Origin of the sequence: Curtobacterium poinsettiae (assembly GCF_047226435.1) — a bacterium.
In the GTDB taxonomy this organism is placed as follows: Bacteria; Actinomycetota; Actinomycetes; order Actinomycetales; family Microbacteriaceae; genus Curtobacterium; species Curtobacterium poinsettiae.
In genome coordinates this window covers 78163-101608 of the sequence record NZ_CP178434.1, presented here as the reverse complement: position 1 = coordinate 101608, position 23446 = coordinate 78163, and the positions used below count along the sequence as shown (strand labels likewise).

General features: G+C 70.4%; 18 protein-coding genes and 1 pseudogene. 9 read left to right on the top strand and 10 right to left on the bottom strand.

What is annotated here, in order from left to right; genetic code table 11:
* The first annotated feature begins 13 nt into the window (after nucleotides 1–13).
* From ACL00U_RS00440 to ACL00U_RS00425, 4 genes and pseudogenes are all read left to right on the top strand, one after another.
* Nucleotides 14–691: a DUF4232 domain-containing protein gene (locus ACL00U_RS00440; RefSeq protein WP_056072520.1), complete on the top strand. Its 678-nt coding sequence runs from the start codon at nucleotides 14–16 to the stop codon at nucleotides 689–691.
* Between the two features lie 191 nt (nucleotides 692–882).
* On the top strand, nucleotides 883–2154 hold the full coding sequence (locus tag ACL00U_RS00435; protein ID WP_214562628.1) for an SGNH/GDSL hydrolase family protein: 1272 nt from the start codon (nucleotides 883–885) through the stop codon (nucleotides 2152–2154).
* A 228-nt stretch (nucleotides 2155–2382) separates the two neighbouring features.
* Nucleotides 2383–2610, top strand: a pseudogene (locus tag ACL00U_RS00430) (GNAT family N-acetyltransferase); the annotation flags it as partial.
* 60 nt (nucleotides 2611–2670) lie between these two features.
* Complete coding sequence (locus tag ACL00U_RS00425; protein WP_412873698.1) at nucleotides 2671–4047, top strand: hypothetical protein; 1377 nt, start codon at nucleotides 2671–2673, stop codon at nucleotides 4045–4047.
* A gap of 130 nt (nucleotides 4048–4177) precedes the next feature.
* Here ACL00U_RS00425 and ACL00U_RS00420 read toward each other — a convergent pair whose 3' ends face one another.
* A complete protein-coding gene (locus ACL00U_RS00420; RefSeq protein ID WP_017887737.1) occupies nucleotides 4178–5116 on the bottom strand; it encodes a serine hydrolase in 939 nt (312 codons plus the stop codon).
* Nucleotides 5116–7080 carry a M13 family metallopeptidase gene (locus ACL00U_RS00415; protein ID WP_412873697.1) on the bottom strand — a complete coding sequence of 655 codons (1965 nt, stop codon included), beginning with the start codon at nucleotides 7078–7080 and terminating at the stop codon, nucleotides 5116–5118. The genes ACL00U_RS00420 and ACL00U_RS00415 overlap by 1 nt, the downstream gene beginning before the upstream one ends.
* Before the next feature lie 81 nt (nucleotides 7081–7161).
* Here ACL00U_RS00415 and ACL00U_RS00410 point away from each other — a divergent pair, with 81 nt between their 5' ends.
* The gene (locus ACL00U_RS00410) at nucleotides 7162–8499 is read left to right on the top strand and encodes a uracil-xanthine permease family protein (RefSeq protein ID WP_412873696.1); all 1338 of its coding nucleotides are present in this window, start codon (nucleotides 7162–7164) and stop codon (nucleotides 8497–8499) included.
* Nucleotides 8500–8664: 165 nt separating this feature from the next.
* On the opposite strand, the gene ACL00U_RS00405 is transcribed toward ACL00U_RS00410, so the two are convergent.
* Together ACL00U_RS00405 and ACL00U_RS00400 are read right to left on the bottom strand one after the other, a co-directional pair.
* The gene (locus ACL00U_RS00405) at nucleotides 8665–9429 is read right to left on the bottom strand and encodes a hypothetical protein (RefSeq protein ID WP_412873695.1); all 765 of its coding nucleotides are present in this window, start codon (nucleotides 9427–9429) and stop codon (nucleotides 8665–8667) included.
* The gene (locus ACL00U_RS00400; RefSeq protein WP_056072533.1) at nucleotides 9429–10004 is read right to left on the bottom strand and encodes an RNA polymerase sigma factor; all 576 of its coding nucleotides are present in this window, start codon (nucleotides 10002–10004) and stop codon (nucleotides 9429–9431) included. The genes ACL00U_RS00405 and ACL00U_RS00400 overlap by 1 nt, the downstream gene beginning before the upstream one ends.
* A 236-nt stretch (nucleotides 10005–10240) precedes the next feature.
* Here ACL00U_RS00400 and ACL00U_RS00395 point away from each other — a divergent pair, with 236 nt between their 5' ends.
* Genes ACL00U_RS00395 through ACL00U_RS00385 form a run of 3 tightly spaced genes read left to right on the top strand, consistent with a single transcriptional unit; the run spans nucleotide 10241 to nucleotide 13229 of the window.
* The gene (locus tag ACL00U_RS00395) at nucleotides 10241–11551 is read left to right on the top strand and encodes an MATE family efflux transporter (protein WP_412873694.1); all 1311 of its coding nucleotides are present in this window, start codon (nucleotides 10241–10243) and stop codon (nucleotides 11549–11551) included.
* 35 nt (nucleotides 11552–11586) lie between these two features.
* Nucleotides 11587–12807 (top strand): lipopolysaccharide biosynthesis protein, encoded by a 1221-nt coding sequence (locus ACL00U_RS00390; protein ID WP_412873693.1) that lies wholly within the window; start codon nucleotides 11587–11589, stop codon nucleotides 12805–12807.
* Nucleotides 12804–13229 carry a hypothetical protein gene (locus tag ACL00U_RS00385; protein WP_259551354.1) on the top strand — a complete coding sequence of 142 codons (426 nt, stop codon included), beginning with the start codon at nucleotides 12804–12806 and terminating at the stop codon, nucleotides 13227–13229. Before ACL00U_RS00390 ends, ACL00U_RS00385 begins: the two co-directional genes overlap by 4 nt.
* 93 nt (nucleotides 13230–13322) lie before the next feature.
* Here the strand turns inward: ACL00U_RS00385 and ACL00U_RS00380 are convergent, their stop codons facing one another.
* The 4 genes from ACL00U_RS00380 to ACL00U_RS00365 form a co-directional block, all read right to left on the bottom strand.
* Complete coding sequence (locus tag ACL00U_RS00380) at nucleotides 13323–14831, bottom strand: phospholipid carrier-dependent glycosyltransferase (protein WP_412873692.1); 1509 nt, start codon at nucleotides 14829–14831, stop codon at nucleotides 13323–13325.
* Nucleotides 14832–15395: 564 nt separating this feature from the next.
* Nucleotides 15396–16586 (bottom strand): HNH endonuclease, encoded by a 1191-nt coding sequence (locus ACL00U_RS00375; protein ID WP_412873691.1) that lies wholly within the window; start codon nucleotides 16584–16586, stop codon nucleotides 15396–15398.
* A gap of 277 nt (nucleotides 16587–16863) precedes the next feature.
* Nucleotides 16864–17949 (bottom strand): hypothetical protein, encoded by a 1086-nt coding sequence (locus ACL00U_RS00370; RefSeq protein ID WP_412873690.1) that lies wholly within the window; start codon nucleotides 17947–17949, stop codon nucleotides 16864–16866.
* Nucleotides 17950–18286: 337 nt separating this feature from the next.
* Nucleotides 18287–19414 (bottom strand): substrate-binding domain-containing protein, encoded by a 1128-nt coding sequence (locus ACL00U_RS00365; protein ID WP_259494816.1) that lies wholly within the window; start codon nucleotides 19412–19414, stop codon nucleotides 18287–18289.
* 115 nt (nucleotides 19415–19529) lie between these two features.
* On the opposite strand from ACL00U_RS00365, the gene ACL00U_RS00360 reads away from it, so the two are divergent.
* Nucleotides 19530–20813, top strand: coding sequence for an MFS transporter (locus ACL00U_RS00360; RefSeq protein WP_259494814.1), 1284 nt, complete (start codon nucleotides 19530–19532; stop codon nucleotides 20811–20813).
* 1 nt (nucleotide 20814) lies between these two features.
* Here ACL00U_RS00360 and ACL00U_RS00355 read toward each other — a convergent pair whose 3' ends face one another.
* Both ACL00U_RS00355 and ACL00U_RS00350 read right to left on the bottom strand, forming a co-directional pair.
* Entirely contained in the window at nucleotides 20815–22338 is a 1524-nt protein-coding gene (locus tag ACL00U_RS00355; RefSeq protein ID WP_412873689.1) for a helix-turn-helix domain-containing protein, read from the bottom strand.
* Entirely contained in the window at nucleotides 22335–23429 is a 1095-nt protein-coding gene (locus ACL00U_RS00350) for a DUF917 domain-containing protein (protein WP_262118221.1), read from the bottom strand. The genes ACL00U_RS00355 and ACL00U_RS00350 overlap by 4 nt, the downstream gene beginning before the upstream one ends.
* Nucleotides 23430–23446 lie beyond the last annotated feature (17 nt).

The following is a 23446-nucleotide window of genomic DNA, read 5'->3' as shown; positions in this document are numbered from 1 at the left end:
TTGCCTGTGCAGCATGCAACGCAGCAGCCGATCCAAGTTCCTGCTCGTCGTGACCGGGCTCGTCGCCGTCGGGACACTGGCGGGGTGTGCCTCGGACGGGCAGCCCGCCGCCACCGAGACGGTCACCGCGCCCGCGCCGTCGCCGTCCGCGTCCGCGCCGGCGTCCGCACCGCAGTCGTCGGACGAGTCCGCCTCGACGGCACCGTCCACCGGTTCCGGGTCGTCCGCCGGTTCCGGTTCTGCTTCCGGTGACCGGTGCGCGGTGTCGTCGCTGGCAGGACGCATCGAGGCCGGCAGCGGTGGTGCCGCCGGCAGCGTCATCGTGCACCTGGTGCTCGAGAACACCGGGTCGACGACCTGCACCGTGCAGGGGTGGCCGGGCGTCTCGTTCGTCGGGGGTGGCACCGGCAAGCAGATCGGTGCGGCCGCGACGCAGGAGAAGAACGCGCCGCACCCGACCGTGACCCTCGCACCCGGCAAGACCGCCGTCGCACCGCTCAAGATCGTCCGGGCCGAGAACTACCCGTCGGGTGACTGCTCGGCGAAGACCCCGGACGGCTTCCGTGTGTACCCGCCCGGGTCGAAGCAGTCCCTGTTCGTGAAGGACACGGACTACAAGGCCTGCGCGTCCGCCGACGCCTCGCTGCTGTCCGTGCAGGCGTTCGTGCCGGAGGGGCAGGCGACGTCGTAGCGGTCGGACGTTCGACGACAGCTGTCGGACGATCCGCTGGCACCGATCCCGGGAGTGGACAGGTCTGTTGCTCACGACGGAACTGACCTATGGTCGTCGTGGGATGGGGGTTCTCTCAGGTTGCCGCAGGTCGGCAGGGCCGGAGAGTGCGCTCGTGCCGTGACCACCGCATCGATGCTCTTGGGGGAAACATGACGGATCACAGTTCGAAGAGCGGCCGGGGGATCTCGAGGCGAGGTCTGCTGCAGGGCGCCGCCGTCACGATCGGCGGATCAGCCCTGGCCGGCGCTGCGGCGTCACCGGCGACCGCGGCAGCCACCAAGCCGTTCATCCCGTCGGGACTGACCTACTCCGCGAGCGACCCGCTCGCCGGGTTCTTCCGCAAGGTCGCCGCCGGCACCGCGACCATCGTCACGGCGGGCGACTCGATCACGGAGGCGTTCGGCGCAGCCTCGCCGCAGAAGGGGTACCCGGCGCGGGTGCGGGCACGACTCCGCAACGGTGCTGGGCAGGCACCCGGCGGGTTCGACTACGTCCCCGCCCGCTCGCAGTACGCCACGGTCGACAAGCCGCCGACCACGGTGACCTACGTCTCGTACACCGGAGCGAACGGTGCCGCGATCGACCTCCGCTCCGCCACGTACGCAGGCGCCCGGAGCACGAAGTCCGGACTCGGCCGACGAGCCGTCGCCCTGACCGGCACCGGCGTCCGGTCGGCGACGTTCACGCAGCGCTGCACGTCGTTCGTGCTGTCGTGGCGGGCGACGAGCACGCGTGACGCCGTCTCCGTCACCATCGACGGCACCAAGGTCACCCTGCCCGCGGTCTCCACCGGTGAACAGACCTGGACCAGCCCGAAGTCGGCCTCCGCGGTCCGCACCGTCACGGTGACGTGGCAGAGCGGCGAGCCGTTCCTCGAGGGCTGGCAGCTCTTCGACGGCGACGAGGGCGGTGGGTTCCACGTCCTCGAGGCATCGCAGTCGACCTCGCGCACCGAGGGGTTCTCCCTCGCCTCGTCGGCCGCGAACGGCAACGACACCTGGGCCGATGCGCTCCGACGCTTCTCGCCCGACCTGATCACGTCGATGTGGGGGACGAACGACTACGGCGTGGTCACCCCCGCGGTGCTGACGCAGCAGACGGTCAACTACCTGGACCTGGTGCACGACCGGAGCCCGGACTCGGCGTTGCTCGTGATCATGCCGTACCAGCTGGGCAAGGCGTCGGCCGCCGAGTGGGCGAAGTACCGCGCCGCACAGCAGCAGGCGGTGACCACGTTCCGGTCCGCGAACCCGGGTGTCGCGATCGGGTTCTTCGACCTCGGTGCCTACGTGCCGCCGTACTTCGGGCAGACCGGCACGACGGGCAACACCTACATGTACGACGGGATCCACCCGAACGACACCGGCTACGACGTCATCGCGGCGATCCTCTACGCCTACCTGACGTCGACACCGGCCTGAGCTGGGGCCCCGTCCGCGTGGTGATCGCGGGCGGGGCGCAGTCCGTGACGAGCGGGAGCTCCGGACCGTGGGCACCGCGAACCGCAGGTACGGACAGGCCAAGGAGCGCCGTCGTGGGGATTCGGGTCGACACGACGGCGCTCACACCACACGTCATCGTGTGCCAGGCGACGCTCGCCCCCGCGCGTCGCCAGCAGCGATGCTCGTCCGGATCCGACCGGGCGTCAAGGAACGATCGTGTACGTGCAGGACGTCCTCGTCGTGCCGTCCGCGCACCGGTCGGGCGTCGGCGGTGCACTCCTCGACGCGGTCCTGCAGCGGTACGCCGACGTTCGCCAGACGGTCCTGCTCACCGACACCGAGGCGGGGCAGCGGGCGTTCTACGAGTCGCGTGGCTTCGTCGAGGCCCACGACGTCGAACCCCAGCCGCTGCGCTCCTTCGTGCTCCTGCGCTGAGCGGGGATGGGTCCCGCGACCGATTCCGTGCGGCACCACGGCGTTCCTAGACTCGGACGCATGGGGGCTCGCGCACGGACACGTTCAGCAGGAGCGCTCGCGACCGCGCTCATCGTCGTGCTCACACTCGCCGCGTGCACGTGGTCACCGCCACCGCCGACCGGATCGGAATCGGCACTCGCGAAGCTCATCACCCGGGTCGAGCGGTTGCCCGGCGTCGACACGGCCGAGGGCGAGGTCCGTCAGGTCGACGCGAAGGACGACCCGCACAACTGGATCACGTCGCTCGAGGTGCGGGCCGACTCGAGCGACCTCGCCGTCGCCGAACGGATCCGGCACACGGCGGCGCGGGGTGTCAGCGGCACGACGCTGTCGGTGACCCTGGACGTGCCTCGCGGCCGCGCGTCGGCACCGGTCGTCCTCGATCCGATGGACCGCGACGTCGTCGACCTGGCCGGACGGCTGCGTGCGGAGCCCTCCGTGCGCAGGCTCTGGGTGACCCCGTCAGGTTCCACGATCTGGCTCGTGCCGGGCGTCAGCTTCACCGACGCCGTCACGCAGGCCCGTCCGATCGTCGGCGACCACCCGGCCTCGCTGGACCGGGGTGACGTTTCGGTGGGGATCACGGCGACGCACCCCGGGCGAGCACTCCTGCGCGCGATCGACGGGTTGGACGGCGACGGTGACCACCACGTCGAGCGCCTGTACTACTCACCGGGCACGACCTACGCCGACGCTGCGCAGGCCACCACCGACGCCGCCGCCGCCGCCGAGTCCGCCACAGCCGGGGAGGCCGAACGCCCCTCCCTGTCGGTCTCGGGCGGAGGACTCGGCGCCGTCGCCGACGTCCTCGTCCGGACGAAGGACGAAGCCGCCGACGCACACCGCGCTCCGCGCACCGCGTTCTCCGTCGGCCTCGACGGGACGAGTGGCTGGCTCGGACTCCCCCTCGACGCGAAGAAGCCGCAGGACGCCACCGCCCCGGGCACCCCGACGACGAGCCCCACGCCGGCCCCCTGGGTGCCCGCCGACGTGAGCGACCACGCTGCGACGCTCCGGGCGTTCCTCGAGCGCTCGGTCGACGCCGCCGGGGTCCCCGCGACCGTCACCACGGGTACCGAACAGTGCGCGCCGCCCGGGTCGACCTGGTCGCCCGATGCGACCGGCACCCGGGCGACGGCGTTCAGCATCGTGCCCGTGTTCCAGATCGTCGACGACGCGCAGGGACCGTTCGACGCCGTGACCGCGCTGTGGACGTCCGAGGGCTTCAGGGTCAGCGGTCGGGCGATGGGGCGGGACTACTGGTCGTCGTCTTCGGATGCGGATCCTGCCACGGCGAGCATCCGGGGCACGGTCGACGGGCTGAGCCTGAGCGCCGAGTCGGTCTGCGTCCCCGGCCCTGACACGGCGACACCGCGTTCCGGCACCCGCCCGTAGCGTCCACGGGTCCGCGGGTCCGCGAGTCTCGGCTGCGCGGACAGTTTCGCCGTCCTGAACCCCGCGAACCGTCCGCCGGACCGAGACTCGGCACGAGCAGCGGCAACAGCAGCGGCAGCGGCAAGCGAGCTCAGCGACGAGCCGGGGCGTGCACCGCCTCGAGCACCTCGGTGCCCATGGTCCGCAGCGCCTCGACCACGGCCAACCGCCGCTGCAACGAAGCGTCGTCGAACGTCACCGTCACGGCGTAGCTGACCGACGAACCGGGCCCCCGCAGGATCCCCGCCTCGGCCCGCACGCCGGTGCTCGACCCGGTGACCGCGACGACCTGCAACCCGTGGTCGAGTGCACGGTGCGCCAGGGGGTCGAGCCCGAAGGAACCGGCGACCAGGTTCAGGTCGCTCGCCAGGGACAGCCAGCCGAGCACCCGGTTCGACACCGCCTCGTCGACGACCTCGCCGAGTGCCAGGCCGCGCATCACCCACGACAGTTCCCCGGTCGGTGCGACGGACGCGTCGGGGGCGTCGTCCGGGCCGCGGCGGTCCCGCACGCGGTCGATCAACGCCGTGCGCTCGATGCCCAGGGACTCCGCGCGCTCGCGGACGGCGTCGATGCCCACCGTCGTCAGCAGCGCGTTCATCGCCCAGGCATCGGCGGTGGCCCCGACCAGGGTCGCCAGGTCGGGTACCTGCATGGTCGGCTCCTGCAGGAACTGCCACAGGCCGGCGCCGGTCGCGGTGTCGCGGGCCATCCGCTGCAGCCGGTCACCATGCAGGCGGCCGTCCTCGAGCTGGGCGGCGACCTCGATGAGCAGCAGGACGCGGCCCAGGCTCGCGACCGGCTGCACCAGGGTGTCGTCGATCCCGAGCAGTGCCTTGCCGCTCGACGTGTCGATCACCGAGGCACTCACCCCGGCGCCCTCGAGCGCGAGCGCACCGAGGGCCTCGGTGGTGGCGGTGAAGCGGTCGTCGGCCCGGCCGCTGTGCCGCCCACGACCGCGGCCGCCACCTGCTGGGCGGTCGTCCGGTCGCCGGCGGCGCGACGACCGGGCCGCGTCCGACTCCGTCATCACCAGATGGCGACGCGCTCGGCGGGGTCGAGGTACATCGCGTCCTGCTCGGTCACGCCGAAGGTGTCGTACCAGACGTCGATGTTGCGGACCACCTGGTTGCAGCGGAACTCGTTCGGCGAGTGCGGGTCGATCGACAGCAGACGCGCGGCCTCTTCCGGTCGGATCGCCATCCGCCAGGCCTGTGCCCAGCTCAGGAAGAAGCGCTCGGCACCGGTCAGTCCGTCGACGACCGGGGGCTCCTGGCCGTCGAGCGACAGCAGGTACGCCTTCCACGCGATCGACAGGCCACCGAGGTCACCGATGTTCTCGCCGATCGTCAGGGCACCGTTCACGTGGCTGTCGGGCACCTCGGTCGGCACCAGGGCGTCGTACTGGGCGATGAGGGCCTTCGTGCGCTCCTCGAACGCCGCGCGGTCGGCCTCGGTCCACCAGTTCTCGAGCTTGCCGTCGCCGTCGTACTGCGAGCCCTGGTCGTCGAAGCCGTGGCCGATCTCGTGCCCGATGACGGCACCGATCGCGCCGTAGTTCGCGGCGGCGTCGCGGTCCGCGTCGAAGAACGGGAACTGCAGGATGGCGGCCGGGAACACGATCTCGTTGAACCCGGGGTTGTAGTACGCGTTGATCGTCTGCGGGGTCATGAACCACTCGTCGCGGTCGATCGGCTTGCCGATCTTGCCGAGCTCGCGGTCGACCTGGAACGAGGCGACGGCGCGGACGTTCGCGACCAGGTCGTCGGACAGGACGGGCAGCGCCGAGTAGTCGCGCCACTTCACCGGGTAGCCGATCTTCGGCGTGAACTTGTCGAGCTTGTCGAGCGCACGGGCACGGGTCTCGTCGGTCATCCAGTCGAGCGCCGTGATGCTCTGCCGGTACGCCTCGACCAGGTTGGCGACGAGGTCGTCCATCTTGGCCTTCGAGGTCTCGTCGAAGTGCTCCTGCACGTAGATGCGGCCGACGGCCTCGCCCATCGCACCCTCGACCAGCGAGACGCCACGCTTCCAGCGCTCGCGCTGCTTGGGCGCACCGGTGAGTGCGGTGCCGTAGAACGAGAAGTTCGTGGCCGAGAACGCGCTCGTCAGGTACGCGGCGGAACCACGGATGACCTGCCAGCGCAGCCAGTCCTTCCAGACCTCGAGCGGCTGGTCGTTCAGCAGGTCGGCCAGGCCGGTGATGAACGAGGGCTCGCGGACCACGACGGTCTCGAACGCGCCGGCGGGGGCGTCGATGGCCTGCCACCAGGTCTGCAGGTCGACGCCCTTCGCGAGCGCGGCGACCTCGGCCCACGGCAGCTTGTTGTAGGTCTTCTGGCTGTCACGGGTGGTGACGTTGTCCCAGTGCTTCGACGCCAGCGCCGTCTCGAGTGCGACGACGTGCTCGGTGCGGGCGCCGCCGTCGTCGAACCCGGCGAGCGGGAACATCGCCGCGACGAACTCGCGGTACTTCTCGCGGATGTCGGCGAACCGCTCTTCGCGGTAGTACGACTCGTCGGGCAGGCCGAGGCCGGACTGCTCCAGGAACACGACGTAGGACTCGGGGTCGCCCGGGTCGTTGTCGACGAAGAGCTGCAGGAAGCTCGGCAGGCCGAGGCGCTCGAAGCGGCCGACGGCGGCGATGACCTCGGGCACGGACTCGATGGCGGTGATCTCGGCGAGCAGGTGCTCGATCGGTGCGGTGCCGAGCTCCTCGAGGCGCGCTTCGTCGGTGAACGAGGTGAAGAGGTCACCGACCTTGCGCTCCTCGGTGCCGGGGGCGGCCTGCTGCGAGCGCTCGATGATGTCGCGCACGGCGATCTCGGCGGCTTCGGCGAGCACCGTGAAGGAGCCGTACCGGGCCTTGTCGTCGGGGATCGGCGTCGCCTCGATCCAGGTCCCGTTCACGTGGCGGTACAGGTCGTCCTGGGGGCGCACCGCGGGGTCGAGTTCGTCAGTGTGGATGCCGGAGGCACGTGCGACGTCGGTCATGCGGTCCACGATAGCCACCGACCCCATGGGGCAGGTCGATCCGGGTCGTCACCGGTGCATCGCTGCCGGTACGGTCATCGCATGGGACTTCCGTGGAAGCTGCACGGCGACGGCAAGACCGTCTCCGCGACGACGATCGTGGCACCCGACGAACGGCTCACCTGGCCCCGGACGATCGGCCTCGGGGTGCAGCACGTCGTCGCGATGTTCGGCGCCACGTTCCTGGTGCCCCTGATCACCGGGTTCCCGCCGTCGACGACGCTGCTGTTCAGCGGCATCGGCACGATCCTGTTCCTGCTCATCACGGGCAACCGCCTGCCGAGCTACCTCGGCTCGTCGTTCGCCTTCATCGCCCCGATCGGTGCGGCGACCAAGATCGGCGGCATTCCGCTCGCCCTGTCCGGCATCATCGTCGTCGGTGCGCTGCTCGCGATCGTCGGACTCGTCGTGCACCTGGCCGGTGCCGGATGGATCGACCGGCTGATGCCCCCGGTGGTCTCCGGCGCGATCGTCGCCCTGATCGGCTTCAACCTGGCACCGTCGGCCCGGGACAACTTCACGGAAGCCCCGGTCATCGCGGTCATCACCCTCGCGACGATCATCCTGGTCACCGTCCTGTTCCGGGGCCTCATCGGCCGCCTGTCGATCGTGATCGGCGTGCTCGTCGGGTACGTCGCGGCGCTCATCGGCGGTCAGGTCGACTTCTCGAAGGTCGGCCACAAGCCGTGGATCGGTCTGCCGGACTTCACCGCTCCCGCGTTCGACCCGTCGCAGCTGCCGATCTACCTGGCGTTCGTGCCGGTCGTGCTGGCGCTGGTCGCCGAGAACGTCGGCCACGTCAAGGGCGTCGGGCAGTTGACCGGCCGTGACCTCACGCCGCTCACCGGTCGCGCGCTCTTCGCCGACGGCATCTCGACCGTGCTGGCCGGCATCGGCGGCGGCTCCGCCACCACCACCTACGGCGAGAACATCGGCGTCATGGCCGCCACCCGCGTCTTCTCGACCGCCGCCTACTGGGTCGCCGCGATCGCGGCCGTCCTGCTCGGCCTGTCGCCGAGGATCGGCGCCGTCATCTCCTCGGTGCCCGCCGGCGTGCTCGGCGGCGCCACCACCGCGCTCTACGGCCTGATCGGCATCATCGGCATCCGGATCTGGGTCGAGAACCGCGTCGACTTCTCGAAGCCGAAGAACCAGCTGACCGCCGGTATCGCCCTGATCATCGGCATCGCGAACTTCACGTTCCGCTTCGGTCAGGCGAGCTTCGGCGGCATCATCGTCGGCACGATCGCCGCGATCGTCGTCTACCACGTGATGGACGTCATCGGCCGGGTCCGCGGCACCGACGAGCCCTCGACCGAGGCCGCCGACCCCGCGCACGCCGCCATCGGCGCAGTCCCCGCGGAACCGCGCGCCGACTGACGCGAGTGGTCGGCCGGCCGTCGCCACGCGCCTGACGACGTGGGACCACCGGACTGGAGGCCCGTGGCGGCGCCGCCACGGGCCTCCCGTCCGTCCCGTTCTGCGTTGCGGACCGGAACGCCCCCCAGTCGGTCGCTCCGGTCCGCAACGCGCTCCTCGCCCGGTTCAGCGCGGCGCGCTGGGCGACGGGGTCGCGGTCTGCACGGACTCCTGCTCGTCGATGTACCGCTGATCGAGCGGGACCTCGTCGGCGACCCCCGCCGTCCACTGCCCGACCACGGTGGTGCCGTCGGACTCGTACACATCGCCGCCGTCCGGCTCGCTCCACAGAACCCAGCCCTCGCGGCCGTTGTCCGCCCTCCCGGGGACCAGATCCGGGTGACCGGACGCGTTCGGGACCCCGTAGGTCTGGCCCTTGTCGTTGACCGCCCAGTCCGACGTGACCGCGTTGGCGTACTGCAGCGTTGCTGTCCACCGCGTCCCCGCCGACGCTTCGATGCTGAACGTCGTGGTCCCTCGCTCCGGGAGCCGGCCGTCGACGACGTGCATCGTCCCTTCGTCCCGACAACTCAGGCCGGATGCGCCCCCTCCGACGGTGAGGACCCGGACCATGCCGACGTCGTTGCGGCACGTGATGTCGACGATCACGGCACCCGCGGTGTCGGGAGCCTGCCCGATGTCGATCAGTGCGGGGCCGGTGTGCGTCGCAGTGGTCGTGCGCCCGACTGCTGCCGTCGTCGTGGTGCCCGGGAGCCCGGCGACGACCAGGGCGGCGGCGCTCGTCGTCACCGCGATCGCTGCGACGGAGACGATCGAGACGCCGATGCGTGCACGTCGTTGCTGGCGCTGCAGGGCGCTGGGTCGTGTCCCGATGGCGGCCAGCTCCGAGCGGACCGCTGCAGCGGCGTCGGGATTCATGTCGATGCTCATCAGTAGGTGCCTTCCGGTGCGTTGCGGACACTGGGACGGAGGTCGTGCAGGTCGCGTTGCAGGCGCTGCCGCATCCGGTGCAACCGCACGCGTGCCGCCGGCGGTTTGAGACCGACCGCCTGCGCGGCCTGCCAGACCGGCATCTCCTCGACCCCGGTGAGCACCAGCAGTGCGGCGTCCTGCGGCGCGAGTCCCCGGATCGTCGTCCTGAGGCGTTCGCGGGCCTCGAGGTCTTCGGCGTCCGTGGCTGGAGCGTGGGGATCGTCCCGAGGGAGTGCGTCGAGGAGCTTCCGGTACCGCGCCGCTGCGCGTCGATGGTTCTGGGTCAGGTTGACCGTCGTGACCAGCAACCACGGAGCGACGGAACCCGCCACGAGGGTGACGCTCTTGCGCTTGCGCCAGAGCTCGTAGAACGCCGCCGCCGTGATGTCCTCGGCGTCGTGCGAGTTCTCCGTCAGGCTCAACGCCCGTCGGTAGATGCGTGGTCGGTGCCGGTCGAACAGCGCGGCGAACGCAGCCCCGTCATCACGGACCGCTCGCGTCCACAGCGGGCCGTCGTCCTGTTCGTCCTTCACACTGTGGAGTGTCCGGTCATGGCTCCAGCGTTACAGACGTCAGCGGATCGGCTCGTCGCGCAACGAGGTCGTGCGGGGCGCAAGCCCGAGGACGTGGGACCACCGGACTGGAGGCCCGTGGCGGCGCCACCACGGGCCTCCAGTCCGTCCCGGGGTCACGCCCACCCCGCCTGGTGACCACGACGGGTCGGCATCGCCGACAGAATGGGTCGGTGCACCGACCGACGCGACCCGCTGTGACCGCTGAGCGGCGCGCGGTCGACCGCGACATCGTGCGGCTGGCGGTGCCGGCGCTCGGAGCGCTCGTGGTCGAGCCGCTGTTCCTGCTGACCGACACCGCGCTCGTCGGGCACCTGGGGGCGACGCCGCTGGCGGCCGTCGGGCTCGCGAGTGCCGTGCTGTCGACGGTGACCGGGCTGCTGGTGTTCCTGGCGTACTCGACGACCCCGGCCGTGGCGCGGGCGCTCGGTGGTGGCGACCGTCGCGGAGCCGTGCACGCGGGCATCGACGGGATGTGGCTCGCGCTCGTGCTGGGGGTGGTGCTGGCGCTGGCCGGGTGGCCGCTCGCCGGACCGCTCGTCGACCTGTTCGGCGCCTCGGCCGAGGTGTCGGCCGCTGCGACCGCGTACCTGACCATCTCGCTGATCGGGCTGCCCGGCATCCTGGTGGTGACCGCCTCGACCGGACTGCTGCGTGGGCTGCAGGACACGAAGACCCCGCTCGTCGTCGCGACCATCGGGTTCGTCGCGAACGGGCTGCTCAACGCCGTCCTGATCTACGGCGCCGGCTGGGGCGTCGAGGGATCCGCCGCCGGCACCGTCATCGTGCAGTGGGCGATGGCCGTCGTCTACGTGCGCATCGCGGTGCGGGCCGCTCGGTCGTCGGGAGCGCCGCTGCGCCCAGGTGCCTCGGGCGTCGCCCGGGCCCTGCGGTCGGGGGCATGGCTGTTCCTGCGGACCGCGTCGCTGCGGATCGCGATGCTCGCCACCGTCGGGGCCGCCGCCGGGCTGGGGACCACCGGGCTCGCGACGACGCAGGTCGGGCTGACCGTCTTCTCGACGTTGGCGTTCGCGCTCGATGCCTTGGCGATCGCCGGGCAGGCGCTCGTCGGACACGGACTCGGCGGACGTGACCCGGAGCGGGTGCGACTGGTGACACGACGGCTCGTGCTGCTCGGGATCGCCGGCGGTGTGCTGCTCGGGGTGCTGACCCTGGCGGTGAGCGGCGTGCTCGGGCCGGTGTTCTCGGACTCGCAGGCGGTGCGGGACGCCCTGCCCGTCGTGCTGGTGCTCATCGCCGTCGGGATGCCCGTCGCCGGGTACGTCTTCGTGCTCGACGGAGTGCTGATCGGTGCCGGTGATGCGCGGTACCTGGCCATCGCCGGCGGTGTGAACCTCGTCGTGTACCTGCCGCTGCTCTGGTGGGCCGGCGGGACGCTCGCGGGGCTGTGGGCGGCCTTCGCCCTCGGGTACATCGGGGTCCGGGCGGTGACGCTCGGGGTGCGGGCGCACCGGCGCGGCTGGGTGGAACAGGCGTTGGCGCGGTGAGCGGGCCTGCTGCTTCTGCGACGCCGTCGTCTTCGGTGGCTTCGTCGGCGGTGCTCGCCACGGTCGGCATAGGGGTGCAGGGCGTCGCGAAGCTGCTCGTGACCGTCGTCGTCGGTCGGGTGTTCGGCACGGAGACCCTCGGGCAGACCACGGCGCTGCTGTCGCTCTCGGTGTTCGTCGCGCTGCTCTGGCCGAACGCCGCGGGCAACACCGCATCGCGGTTCCTGGCGATCGCGCTACGGGGTCGGCGATCCGATGCCGCGGTGAACCGGCTGCTCGGGCTGTCGATGCTGGTGTCGAGCGTGGTGCTCGCGGCGGTCACCGTGCCGATCGCTCTGGCCTGGGGCAACGGCCCCGGCATGGTGCTCGGTGGTGCCGCGGTCGTCATGGGCTACGGCCTCTACTGCTACGCCCGCGGTGCGCAGCTCGGCTACGACCGGGCACCCCGGGTCGCCCTCTGGGACTCCGTGACGAGCGTCCTGGCCCTCGGGTTGCTCGTGGTGGCGTGTGTCGCGCGGCTCGAGCCCTTCGTGCTGCTGCCCCTGGCCATCGGGTACACGGTGTTCGCGATCGCGTGCTGGCCGCGGGGCAACGGCTTCTCGCCGGCTTCGCACGAACCCGCCGCCGGGGTGCTCGGGTTCGCAGCATGGAACGTGCTGGCGGTGGTGACCTCGAACGGGTTGCTGCAGTTGACGATGATCTCGGCGCAGGTGACGTCGTCGGCGCACGCCGCCGGTGTCTACGCGGCCGCCTTCACCCTGGCGACGCCGGCGTCGATGCTCGGGCAGGCGTTGGGGCAGGTGCTCGTGCCGGCGTTCGCGCACCGGACCGATGGTGGATCGCTGCGCTCTCGTGGGGCGCTGCTGCTCGTCGTCGGGTTCGCTGCCGCTTCCGCCGTCGTCTTCGGTCTGGTCGCCCTGCTCGCAGGATGGTTCCTGCCGATCGTCTACCCCGTCGAGGGTGCCGCTGCCGTAACCGACCTGCGCTACCTGATGGTGGCGGTGTGGGTGTTCACCGTCGGGCTCGTGCCGGCGGCGTTGCTGCTCGCCGCTGGGCGCTCACGCCAGGTCGCCCTTGCCTCGGTCGCCGGGTTCGTCGTGGGCGCTGGGCTCATGGCGGTGCTCGGACCGATCGCTGGTGTCGCTGGTGGGACGACGGGATTCTTGGTGGGAAGTGCAGTGAACCTGGTTGCGGTGGTGGGGCTCGGGGTGCGCACCAGCGCCGTGCCTCGACGATCCGTCGGGAATGTCGCATGAAGCTCGCACGGAACCACTCACGGACCCCGCTGCTCACGAGCATCGGGATCGTCGCCGCGGTCGCGTTGGCCGGCTGCTCCGGACACAACGTCCCGACCGATGTCGGAGGCGAACCCTCCGACGCCTCGGAGACCGCCGCGAGACAAGCAGCGGTCGAGGGTCTCGAGGAGCACGACGAACACCGCTTCGTGTCGGCGGTGGGACAGGATCAGCGTTCCGGCGCGGTCACGGCGTGGAAGGTCTGCGAGCCGCTCCTGACACCGGGTGCGAAGGTCACCTCCAACGACGCGGTGGTGACGACAATCGTCGGCGTCTTCGTGCACCCTGCCGACAAGCGGGCGAAGGACTGCTGGGTCACGCTGACGTGGACAGAAGGTCAGGGGTGGAGCATGACGGCTGAACTGTCCGCCGCCGACGACTAGGCCGCACACGCTTCGTGCGCGGGAGCCCGTGGCCGTGGCCGTGGTTCGGCGAGCTCCCTCGACCCCGCCGGTCAGGGGGTCGATGCTGCGCCGCTACGGGACCAGTTCGAGCACGCCGTCACGCTCCCGGATCGAACCGTGCTCGGGGATCCACACCTGGAGCTCGTCGACGGTGAAGTGCTCGAGCTCGTCGTGGTGGGTGCGGAGGAACGACGCCACCCCCGGCTGCATCGGGAACCGCCCATCCACGCCCTGGACGACTGCGGTGACGTCGTCGGCGTCCCGCTCCCAGGTCCCACGGGGCGGTGGGAAGTACGGCTTCCACGCGACGATGTTGTACCCGCCGAACAGGACGGTCCCGTGGTCGACACCGCGGGCGCGCAGCTCCGCGTCGAGCCGCGCGATCCCGGCGACACGAGCCTGCGCCACGGCGGCGCCGAGCCGGACGACGGGGGCGACGGCGAGTGCGAGCACCAGGCCCACGGCGGCCACACGGAACAGCGCCTGCCGCCGGCCGGGATGCCTCGCCGGCCAGCCCGCACGCCCGAAGCCGATCCCGGCGAGGGCGATGAGGAGCGGCATCCACGCGTAGTAGTAGTGCCCGAGCGCGACGTGGGACGACGTCAGGAACACGACCTGGGCGCCCAGGCCGATGGCCAGGTACGCCACCAGGCGGTCCGGACGGAACACGAACGCTGCGACCAGCCCGATGACCAGGACGAGGACCAGCCACCGACTCGTGCCCTGTGCGAAGTACACGAAGTTCGCCCACCACGGGGCCGACTGGAACTCGTGTCCGAGCAGCCTGATCGTGTGTCCCGTCGCGCTGTGCTCCGACTGGAACTGGAGCATGTGCACGAAGCCGCGACCGAACCCCACCGGCGCGTACAGCAGGACGAACGCGACGATGAACGTGCCGGCAGCGATCAGCCCACCGGTCAACAGGTCCGACCACCGGCGGAACAGCATCGGCAACGCGATGATCGCGAGCACGATCACGGCCGGCGTCACCTTCGAGGTCACCGCGAGTGCGAGCAGCAACCCGGACGCGGCAGCCCAGAGCCAGCGCCGGCGGTCGACGCCGTTCACCCACCGCCACGCCGCGTACATCGCCGCCACCGCGAAGAACATCATGACCGGCTCGAGCAGGGCCGTGCGGTCCATCCTCGTCGCCACACCCGAGGCCGGATCCGCCCAGGCGATGCCGTTGGCCCGCGGGGTCAGCCACCAGAGTGCAGCCGTGATCAGTGCCGCCCAGAACCCGACGGACCGCCGGAACCACAGGAAGAAGACCAGTCCGATGCCGAACGAAGCGGTCGCTGCGACGTAGCGCGGGCCGAGCGGTCCAGGCCCGCCGAGGGCGAGTTCGGCGAGCCCGAACAGGTACTTCGCGGTCGGCGGGTGCTCGAGGTTCCGGATGAAGACGCCGTGGATGTACTCCCACCCGGAGACGACGTACACGTCCTCGTCGACGTCCACACGCTGCCGACCGACGTGCCAGTACGCGAACACCAACGCCACACCGACCACGATCACGAACGTGACGACGCGCAGGAGCTGTTGGCGATCGAGCGATCGTCGAGTGCGATGAGGAGCCGTCACGACCGTCTAGTCTTCCACGCAACCGGCGACCCGGGCGTGAGGGCACATGCTCTCACCAGCGTTCGCGCTCCGTACCAACGGTGGATCATTTCGGTCCTGCCGATCGCCTACCGGCCGAGGGCGCCGATACCGTCGCCAACCTGCGGTACCTGATGGTTGTCGTATGGGTTTGACCGTCTGCCTCGTATGGGCGGCGCTGCTGCCCGCCGCTGGACGCTCACGCTAAATCGCACTGGCTACGGTCGCCGGGTTCGTCGTCGGCTCTGGGCTCATGGCCGTACTCGAACCCGTCGCAGGTGTCGCGGGCGGGACTACCGCGTTCATGGTGGAGATCCCGGTCGTTGCGTTCGGGGTGTGGCAGCGCTGAGCACTGCGCGCGTGGGCAACGTCCGCGCGGTGTGACGTTTGGCGTCCCCGCTACGAGAGTCAACGCGGACGAGCTACCCACGAATGCGCAGCCCAGGACGTGACCGACCTCAAGGAAGCTGGACCACCGGAGCGAAATGCGCCCCAGGCGACTGGTCACCCAGACGCTTGTCATCGGCATGCGCCCCAACGGAACCGCTATGCGACGATCTTCGCGCCCTTCGTCCGGTTGCAGCGCCAGCAGAGCGTCTGCAGGTTTTCGGGGGTGCTGAGACCCCCGCGTGACACAGGCACTATGTGGTCGACCTCGAGAAGCAAGTGAGGCTCTGCGGCTACTGAGATCTTGCAGTATCGGCAGGCGTGGTTGTCGCGGCTCTTGATGAACGTACGGAGACGGCCCGTCATCAGGGCCCGCTGGCCGGCTGCAGACTTAGCCCATCGGATCTTCGCGACGAGCACCTGCGACAATGCCTCGAGCGTGGGAGTGTCGAGCTGAATAGGGGCCGATTGCGAACTATTCCCGCCGGCAGATGTGTACTCAAACCTGTAACGGGGGTATGGCACTTGGATCACTGTCAGATGCACTCCTAGTTGATCCCAGAACTCTGCTGAGTAGTGCTTGAGGATGAATTTCGGTGGGGCGATCCGGGCGGTCAGATCGGCTTCACGCCCACGCACGTTGGCGACCGCCTCTTCAAGACGGGCAATGTCTTCTGAAACCCGCTGCACTTCAGCAAGAGTTGCATGGTCCGCCTTGATTCCGAAGTACTTCATCAAGTACTTGATCGGCTCAATCTTCGCGTTGCGGACGACTTGGAGAGAGGCGTGGTGGACGTGCGGGGCAAATTCCACGACATGGCGGTCGCGACGATTGTTCCACCTGGACTCATTGACGAAACCCGCCAGATGCGCGTACTGCCCACTTGTGGACGCCCCGAGTTCGAAAGATCCTTCAGCGCGCATCTCTGACACGTAGTCAACGACAGCATTGTGCTCGCTGACCAAAGCAGCAACCTCAGCCCGCAGGCCCTTGAAGTGCTCCGACCCGAAGTACCGAGCCCTGCGAATCGAACGCACGATCGGGTTCGCGATGAGTACCGAAACGAAAGCGAGCATGCCAAGCAGGAAGCTGCCTGACATTGCGATGACAAGGATTGGCCCGACAATAAGTAGCGTAAGGAAGAGTGATTTCGGCATGGCATGCTCCCCGTAGATCCGCAGCCACAGAGGCGACTGGCAAGACAGGTCGATCACTTTGCCAGCGCAACGAGGGTTGGCGTAAGTACCATTTCGAGGGCCAAAGCTCACCTTCGCCGTGACCGTCGACGATAGTTGGAGGATCGAGCAATCGAGGTCCCAGAACCAACGGGTGATCGCGAACGTGGCCAAGCATGCGCTGCTTGGCTCGCGCCACGGATTCCGCGACGGGTCGCAGGAGTTGCCCCAGGCCGCCTCACCCGTGAAGACGATCTACCGCCCCGTTCCACACATCAGTCAGCGCTCGACCCTGATTAGGGTTCATGCCGAACGACACACCGAGGTCTCCAGCTAGGACCGTCATCGCAGTCTCGGTGGCCACCGCGAGCGGCTCGTTTCGGCGCTTGCGCGGGACGATCACTTCCACCGAGAAGCGCGTATTTCCGAGTTTCCTCGACGACAGAACCGGCTATCGCCTGAACGCCGTGATGGCGTCGGTGAGCCGCTTGGGGAAGGAGACCTGGTCGCTCGCGGCGTGCGCTTCGAGTTCCACTATGCGATTGCGGGCGCTGATTTCAGCACGGTCAAGATCGTTGCGGAGGAACCGAGCGAGCGCGCCCCCGAGGGAGATGTTGATGAGCCCCTGGGGACTGCCGTCAGGAAGCCGAAGGAACGCGATGGGGAGTAGCAGCTCAAGGATGAACATGCAGCCGAGCCCGACCCACGCGGACGGTGCCGCCACGACGAGGTTCAAGCTCGAGAGCAGCACCAATGCGGCATACATCAGGAACCCGCCGGTTCTGACCCAGAACCGTCGCGGACGCGACGGCTGCACCAGAGCCGGTGATGTGAGCTGTGCGTAAAGGTACAAGCCGATCACTATCGAAAAAGCAGTGACGCTGAAGCCGAGCACGGCTAGGAACGCTGACGCGCGGACGAGGAGTGCTGCGGTCGCGAGCCCAACGATCAATCCAGCGCCGACCAACGTCAGGTAGGCGCCCACGGTCGTTGCCGTGGCGGGGGGGACCCGCCGCTGCCGCTCGACCACGCTGTCAAGCTGAGACTGCGCCCCGTCGAGTTGCACTGAGAAGTCCGGCACGATGAAGCGAGCACATTCGACTGCCACACCCCACGTGAGAGCCGCCGCCGGGAGCACCACGAATAGGTTCGGGATCCGTTCGACTGCGGTCAGGCACGCGGCAACCATGAACACCGTGATCGTGAGCGCGGCGAGAGCGAGGATTGACCCGAGAAACCCAAGGACCCGACGCAAGCTCAATCTCGCCGACTTGTTCTGCAGGACCACCTGGCCGCCAGCCGTCAACCCCAGCAACGCGAACGCCCAGCCGGGGAACTGCAGCATCGCGGATGTTCCGAGCTTGCTGAAACTCGCGCCGACCTGCGCCATCCAGTCGAAGCGAGGGTTCCCGTTCGATCCGGGGATCGTGGGGATACCGGCGATAAATCCAGCGATATAGAAGCCGATGCCCGCAAGAGCGACAATCAGAACATTCACGTGGAGCCGGCGGACCGGGATCGGTTCGACATCTGCCATTGCTTTCCCCATTTCGCTCGTGCGATTTCAGGAAGCATGCTCGCGCACACCTCCGACAAGAGAACCTCGTCTGACGAGGGTGCCGGCTTCGACGGATGCTGGTGCGACGGGCAGACGGACGAGATAGCGCCGAGGCTGCTCGAACAAGCCGCCTCCGAAGCTCTCACTCGTTCGCACCAAGGCCGCAATGTCATCGGTTGGCCACACCCCGAACAGATTGCACCAGCTCGACGGCGGGGACTTCAAGCCACCACCGGTAGGCTCGGACGTTGAATACACACGGAACAAGTCCATTGAGCGACGGGTTCATGGTCCGGCGCAGGTCGCCGACATGCAATTAGCATGAAGCGGGCGGCGGCCCCGTCGTGTCCCCCACCCGCAACTCCGAGGTGAACGACGCCGGCTGCGGCTCCGCCCCCTCGAGCATGGCCAGGGCGGCACGGGCTGCGGCCTGTCCCTTCTGCACGAACGGCTGCACCAGGGTGGTCAGGTGCCGGATCGGGGTGCGGTGGAGCAGGCTGTCGTCCACGGTGATGCCGTCGAACCCGACGACGCTGACGTCCTCGGGGACACGGAGTCCGGCGTCGAGCGCGGCCGAGATCACCCCGACGGCGATCAGGTCACTCTGCGCGATGACGGCGGTGGGGCGGGGGCCGTCCGGCGCGAAGAGCTCGGTGCCGGCGAGACGCCCCTCCTCCACCGAGCTGCCTGCGGTCTCGATCGCGACGGCGTGCGGGTAGACCTGGCGCACACCACGCAGTCGCTCGAGCGTGGTGAAGGCGATGCCCTCGTCCTGACGGGCTGCGTCGATCGGGCCACGGCGGCGTGCGGCGTCGAGCGGCAGCGTCACGACGGTCACGGCAGAGTGCCCGAGCCCCTGCAGGTACTCGGCAGCACGGCGTGAGGCATCGCGGTTGTCGAGCTGCACGGGGACAGCGCCCTCGATCTCGGCCGCCTCGATCGCGACGACCGGGATCTGTCGACGCCGCAGCACGGCGACGGCGGGGTCGATCCGGACGTTGCACCCGACGAGCACGACGGCGTCCATCGGAGCATCCACCAGCGGGCCGGCGCCCTGCTCGTCGTCGAGCGGACTCCGGACGAGCAGCAGGGAGACACCCGCGGCGCCGGCGACCTCGGCGATGCCGTCGAGCGTCAGGACGTTGACCGGGTCACGGAAGGCATCGCTCAGACGCTCGTCCATCACGACGCCGATGACGCCGGAACGACCGCGGCGCAGCGAACGCGCACGGGGGTCGGGGCCGCCGTAACCCAGGTCGGCGGCAGCGGCGAGCACGCGGGCCTTGGCGTCCTCGGAAACCGGGCCGAGACCACTGAAGGCGAGCGAGGCCGTCGACGGCGCGACCCCGGCGGCACGGGCGACCGCTGCCAGCGTCGGGCGCGACGGACGGGTGGCGCCGCCGCGGGAAGGCGACGCGCCGGGTCCTGTTGCCGGTTCGTCCATCGCCCGTTAGCGTAGCCGGAACGAGCAGTCGAATCGATTCGACAGCCGCAAGACCAGCACTGGCACGCACCAGAACGCGCACTACCGAGCGCGCCGCAGCACGATGGGAACCACCATGACGACGCCGTCCACCCGCACCGTCCCGACCACCAAGGCCTGGATCATCGCGGTGTTCGTGGTGTTCACCCTGTCCGGGCTCGACATCGCGACGTGGCTGGGCCGGATCCCGAGCGTCCGCGACTCCCTGGGGGCGAGCACGTTCGAGATGGGCCTGCTCGTGCTCGGCATGGCGGTCGGCTCCATCGGCGGTCTGACGTTCGCCGGGCACATCGTCGCGAAGCTCGGTGCCCGTCGGGGCGTGCAGGTGGCTGCGGCGTGCCTGGCGATCGGCATGATCTTCGCGGGGGTCGCGGTCACGCTCGGGTGGGGCTTCGCCGCCATCTGGATCGCGCTCATCGCGTTCGGCTTCGGCAACGGCCTGTGCGACGTGTCGATGAACGTCTCGGGAGCCGCCGCCGAGAAGGCCGGCGGGCGAACGATCATGCCGCTGTTCCACGCCGCGTTCAGCCTCGGCACGCTCGCCGGTGCGGGCCTCGGTGCGCTGGCCGAGAAGCTCGAGATCCCGGTGTCGTGGCACTTCATCGTGCTCGTCGTCATCACGAGCGCCGCCATGCTCGTCGCCGTCACGAAGTTCCAGGACGAGCACCGCTTCGAGCAGCCGGTGTCGACCGACACCAGCCCGGTCGCGACCCCGCTCACCCGCTGGCAGGTCTGGGCACAGCCGTCCACGCTGTTGATCGGCGTGATCGTGCTCGGCATGGCGCTGGCCGAGGGGTCCGCGAACGACTGGCTGCCCCTCGCGATGATCGACGGCCACGGACTCGACAACGCCGGCGGCGCTGCCGTGCTGACGGTGTTCCTGGCCGCGATGACCGCCGGTCGCGTCGCCGGCAGCCCGCTGATCGACAAGTTCGGCCGCGTGCCGGTCCTGCGCATCAGCGCCGCCGTCGCGGTGGTCGGCCTCGGCATGCTCATCTTCATCGACAACGTGCCACTCGCGATCGTGGGCGTCGTGCTCTGGGGCCTCGGTGCCAGCCTCGGCTTCCCGATGGGCATGTCCGCCGCGGCCGACGACCCCCGCACCGCGGCCGCCAAGGTCAGCGCCGTCGCGACGATCGGCTACGTGGCGTTCCTGGCCGGGCCGCCGCTGATCGGGTTCCTCGGTGAGGAGATCGGCCTGCTCGGGGCGCTGCTGATCGTCTTCGTGTTCATCATCGCGGCCGGCCTGGCCTCGGGTGCGGCGCGCGAGACCGGTGCCGCCGCCCGGCCCGCCCGCGGGACCGACAAGACGAGCGGGACCACGAAGCGCGAGACCGAGAAGTCCAGCAACAGGAACTGAATCAGCCGCCGTCCCCGGCCCGCGCCCGCGTCGCCAGGTGCAGGGCGAGGCGGGTCTCGGGGTCGGACAGGTCCACCGCGAGCAACCGCTCCACCCGCGCGATGCGGTCGGACACGGTGTTCCGGTGCACGCCGAGCACCGCGGCGGTCTCGGCGATCGACGACTCCGCGTCCAGGTAGGCGGCGAGCGTCGTCAGGAGCGCCCCGCCACCGCGTTCGAGCGGTGCGAGCAACTGCCGTGACGCCGGCAGGAACGTGTCCGTCTGCGTCCACGCGAGCAGCAGCTGCGCGAGCCCGAGCCGGTCCACGTGCACGAAGTGCCCCGACTCCGGACGGCTGGCGGCCAGACGGGCGGCGTCGCCCGCCTCGCCGAGCGTCCGCACCAGCCCGGCAGGGCCCGCCTGCAGACTGCCGACGCCCACGTTGGTCTCCACGGTGGTGCGGAGCGTGTTCTGCGCGCGCCGCAGCCGACCCGCGATGTCGGCCACTGCCTCCCGGCCGGGTTCGTCGGGTTCCGACAGCCACAGCACCCAGCCGTCCGCCTGTTCGACGACGACCGCGTCGAGTCCCTCGGCGCGCACCGCGGCGTCGACCTGCTGGCGGAGCGCGACCAGGTCGACGCCCTGCCGCGCGACCACGCGCGCACCGACGTGCCAGGCGTCCAGCCGCCACCCGGCGGCGATGGTCCGCTGCACGAGCTGCGGGGCGGGCGCCCCGTCGGCCGCACGGAGTTCGTCGAGCATCGCCATCCGGTAGCGGGCATCGCGCTCGTCGTCGAGCCGGGTGAGCAGCAGCCGGTGCCCGACGGCGACGGCGGCGACCTGCAGGGCGCTCGCGACCACCTGCTGCTCGGTGGCGATCGGGACGGACAGACCGACGGCCAGCCAGGCGCGCGGTCCGATGCCGGTACCGACCGGGATCGCGACGAGCGTCTCGTCGACGCCCTCGGCGATCAGCACGTCGCTCGTGCCGGCGCGGCGGACGAGCACGGCGCGCGCCGTGTCGTCGACGGCGGCTCCGCGGAGTGCCAGGCCCGACGCGTCGAGGAACCGCACCGGGTGGCCGAGCGACCGGTCGAGCCGGGCGAACAGGTCGTCGAGTTCGGGGCCGGCGTCGAGCGCGACGCGGGAGGCGTCGAGGGCCGCCCGGGCCGCCGGACCCATCCCGGTGCCGATCAGTTCGTGCAGGCGGACCGAGGTCGCCCACGGGTCCGGGGTGGCGAGGACGGCGACGCCGAGCCGGTCGGCGAGCGTCGTGGTGCCGGGGCCGAGTTCCAGCGATCCGTCGACGACGAGCAGGGTGGTGCCGGCCGCGGAGGCCCGGCGCAGCAGCACGTCGAAGCGTGCGTCCGCACGGTCGACGGGGGTGAGCAGCACGACGACGTCGTCGCCCTGGGCGAGCGACCGGCCGACCTGGTCGGGGGTCCCCACGACACCGCGGACGCTCCGGACCGCCGTGCTGCCGGGGCCGACGAGCAGGCGGGTGCCTGCTGGCAGGAGCGGCAGCAGGTCGCCGACGGCGTTCACGCGAGCACCTCGGGCACGATCTCGGGCACGACGTCGGCGTCGATGCCGAACGCCCGCGGTCCCATGTGCGCGGTGCGGTCGGGGTCCGCCCACCACCACGGCGCCGACGGCAGCACGAGCACCGCGAGTTCGTTGCCGACCCGCGTGCGGTCGGTCGCCACCGGCGCGAGCGAGCGCGCGTCGACGACGGTGATGACGCTCGGCGTGCTGGCGACGGGCAGGCCGTCGACCAGGCAGTGCACGTACTCGCTGCCCGCCTCGACCCGGGCGACCGCACCGGTGCCGGCGTCGCGGATGGCCAGGCTGCTGCGGACGAACGCGAGCGCGTCCCCCTCGCGCTGCACGTCGATGACCCGGCCCTGCGCGACGACCCGGCCGCCGATGAGCGCGGCGAGTTCCGCCGCGTCGCGTGCGCCGCCCGCGGCGCGTCCGATCCGGAGGGCGCGCTGCACGCTGCCGACGACGGCCCGCTCGCGCAGCAACGCCACCGGGACCGGACCGATCGCGAAGGCCGCCCAGCCGCCGCTGTGCGAGACGGCCTCGCGCCAGACGGTCTCGACGTCGTGGGGCTGCCGGGCGTCGACGACGATCCGCAGACCGCTCGTGGTGGCTGCCGCGGCCGTGACCGTCGTGGTCGGGCCGACGAAGACCGACAGCTGGTCGATGCGCGGGACCGCGCGGCCGACCAGGTCCGCGTCGACGAGCGGCAGTCCGGCGGCGTGGGCGGTGAGGGCCGCGGCCGGTCCGGTCACGCCGCCGATCTGCGCGGCGACGACGGCGTCGGCACGGACGCCCGTCCAGCGTTCGACCGCCGCGAGCGCGGCCGGCAGCTCCTCGCCGCTCGGCATCTTCTCCTCGAGCACGTTGGTCGACCCGATGATCCCCACGGCCACCACCGAGCCGAGTGCGGGGTCGTCGAGATCGACGACCGGCACACTGCGGTCGCCGAGTGCGAATCGGAGTGCGCTGACCATGTGGTCGACGCGGCCGCCACCGCCGCAGCCGAGCAGGGCGGTGCCGCGTCCGAAGACGGTCGCGTCGTCGGCCTGGAGGCCCGTCACACCGCCGCCACGCCGCTCACCCTGGTCCATGGGTCCATTCTGCTGCC